4 protein-coding genes are annotated in these 2,710 nt (G+C 38.0%); 3 read left to right on the plus strand and 1 reads right to left on the minus strand.

The window, feature by feature from the left end; genetic code table 11:
* On the plus strand, nt 1-809 hold an 809-nt coding region (locus MW688_RS09625; RefSeq protein WP_486735756.1), incomplete at its 5' end, for a phosphate ABC transporter substrate-binding protein.
* A gap of 2 nt (nt 810-811) precedes the next feature.
* On the opposite strand, the gene MW688_RS09630 is transcribed toward MW688_RS09625, so the two are convergent.
* Nucleotides 812-1,624, minus strand: a complete 813-nt coding sequence (locus tag MW688_RS09630; RefSeq protein ID WP_486735757.1) for a WecB/TagA/CpsF family glycosyltransferase — start codon at nt 1,622-1,624, stop codon at nt 812-814.
* Between the two features lie 206 nt (nt 1,625-1,830).
* On the opposite strand from MW688_RS09630, the gene MW688_RS09635 reads away from it, so the two are divergent.
* Both MW688_RS09635 and MW688_RS09640 read left to right on the plus strand, forming a co-directional pair.
* Nucleotides 1,831-2,325 carry a single-stranded DNA-binding protein gene (locus MW688_RS09635; RefSeq protein WP_486735758.1) on the plus strand — a complete coding sequence of 165 codons (495 nt, stop codon included), beginning with the start codon at nt 1,831-1,833 and terminating at the stop codon, nt 2,323-2,325.
* Between the two features lie 14 nt (nt 2,326-2,339).
* Complete coding sequence (locus MW688_RS09640; RefSeq protein ID WP_486735759.1) at nt 2,340-2,600, plus strand: DUF6464 family protein; 261 nt, start codon at nt 2,340-2,342, stop codon at nt 2,598-2,600.
* The last annotated feature ends 110 nt before the right edge of the window (nt 2,601-2,710 follow it).

Raw genomic sequence — 2,710 nt, forward strand, 5'->3', positions numbered from 1 at the left:
CTCCTCCCCCTACTAGTACAACTACGCCTTCTACAGAAACCACACAAACAACTCCACCCCCTACTGTTACTGCTACAGCGACTTTCCCTCTTCCCAATACAGTACCTTCAGGAACTATAGTGAGAATCAACGGTTCTACAAGTATGGTACAAATAAACGAGATTTTCAAAAAAGCTTTTATGGAGAAGTTTCCTGGCACCCAAGTAATTGCCAACGCCTCAGGGACACAAAAAGGGATAGAAGATTTGATTAATGGACAAGTTGATTTAGCAGCAATTTCTAGACCCTTAACGCCAGAAGAACAACAACAGGGTTTAGTAGCGATTCCTGTGGCTACAGATTCAGTAGCTGTGATAGTAGAAGTTGATAATCCAGTAAATAATTTAACAGCAGAACAAGTTAAACAAATTTTCCAAGGAGAGATTACTAACTGGTCTCAAGTGGGAGGACCTAATCGTCCAATTAGGGTTATTAATCGCCCCCCAATTAGTGGCACTCATCAATTCTTTCAAGAAACAGCTCTCAACGGCCAAAACTTTGGTAATACTTCTAACATCACTACTATGGAGCGAGATGCTACCACTCCCATTATAGGAGCTTTGGATAGTGATGGTATTAGCTATGCTACCTATTCTCAAGTTGCCAATCAAAGCACGGCTAGAGTTTTATCTATCAACGGGTTAAGCCCCACTGATTCTAGTTATCCCTATACAAGAACCCTTTTCTATGCCTATAAACAACCAGCTAATGCTGAGGTTCAAGCTTTTTTAGGCTATTTACAATCTCCTGAAGGTCAAGGAAATTTCTAGCTTTATTTATGGGAAAACAAGATTTTTTTGAGTAATTGTAAACCGAACAAAACCACAAAAGCCGGATTATTCACCAAATAGCGCTGCCAAAGCCTTCTTGGTTCTTGGCTAAAACGATATAACCATTCTAATCCCATACTCATCATCCAGCGAGGTGCTTGTTTAACTTCTTGACTGTGAAAACTAAACGCAGCTCCTACTCCCAAGAATACAGCACTAATTTTCTGATAGTTTCTAGCCATCCATTGTTCCTGTTTTGGACAACCTAAACCGACAAAGACGATTTTAGCTCCTGATGCCTCTATACTTCTGATATCTGCCTCTTCTTCTTGAGGAGTGAGCTCACGAAAAGGTGGAGAATGAGTACCAGCGATAATTAGATTGGGGTATTGTTCTTTGAGTTGTTTACTTAGTTTGCTTAGGGTAGTTTCACTACCACCGTAGAGATAAATAGGTATTTGTTCGGCGGCAGCGCGATCGCACACCGTTAACATTAAATCGGGACCATATACCCGTTTTTGTTTTTTAATTCCTAATAATTTTAATCCCCATACCAGAGGCATTCCATCTGGTGTAACTAAAGCCGCACCATTAATAATTTTTTGATAGCTTTTATGCCAATATCCCATCATTACCACATGGACGTTGGCAGCAATCACATAGGCACAGCTTTCTTTTCTTACCCATTTTTCTATGCGATTCCAAGCATCTTGGTAACTAGTAGCATCAATCCTGCTGCCAATAATCTGGTGATACTTGGGGGTTTTCTTTCTTCTAATCTTAACTGGTGGGGTTCGGATATTTATACTAACCATCACTAATTATACTCAGCTCAATGAGTAAATATCTTATTTAACTTGTTTTTTGCTTCTTTTTATAGTGTTCCCACAAATTTCTTTAAACCTAGCAATTTATTTAAATCCTGGCCATCGGCAGTTTAAAATTATATAAATACTATTTAAAAAACTTCCGATTTATAGTACAATTGTTCTAAGAAATCACAGATGAGGTTTGTTAAAAAATGAATAGCTGTGTACTAATGGCTAAAATTATCAGTAATCCAGAATTACGTTATACCCAAGAAAGCCAACTACCAATAACAGAAATGCGTCTGGAAATTGAAGGATTAGGCCAAAATTCATCCCCTGCTAATATCAAAGCGATTGGCTGGGGTAATCTGGCGCAAGAAATCAAAGAAAACTATTCAGAAGGAGATGAAGTAATTGCCGTAGGGCGTTTATCCATGAGAAATTATGACCATCCTGAAGGATACAAAGAAAAAAGAGCAGAACTAACAATATCTCAAATTCATCGCCTTGGGGGATCACCTGTTACTGATACTCCAGCTAGTAGTCAACCAGAAAATGTAGTTTCTATAGATTCATTTAAGCCGCAAAAAGAAACGATACTGACTACAACTCCGGTAAACACAGAAGTAGTAGATGAGGATATTTCTTATCCTCCAACTAATTATCCTCCAACTAATGATGAAGACCTAGATGACATTCCCTTCTAGTGGTTGAGGAAATTATGGGCCCAAAGGCAGTAAAAACCGAAATAATTCTGAGTCAATCTAATCAATCTCTAGGTGAAATACAGTTAGAATTTAAACCTTTACCGGGTGATTATATAGAAATCCAAGGTCAAGGATATTGTGTTTTAGAATGCCACCATCATTATCAATATAGAGTTGGTGGCTACCATCTTTGTTCAATATCTCTGTATGTGCAGATAGTCAACAGAAATCAAGAAGCCAATTTAGTTGACGGAAATTGGGCTAAATACAGTTGAAAAATATTTACTCATTACTGCTAAAACTTGCTCATTTGATTAGCTAAATAGCCAGAATGGGTAAGTTTTAGTTGGTTGACAATTAGGGACAAAGGGATAATTGAGACATA

This window comes from Johannesbaptistia floridana (genome assembly GCF_057440575.1).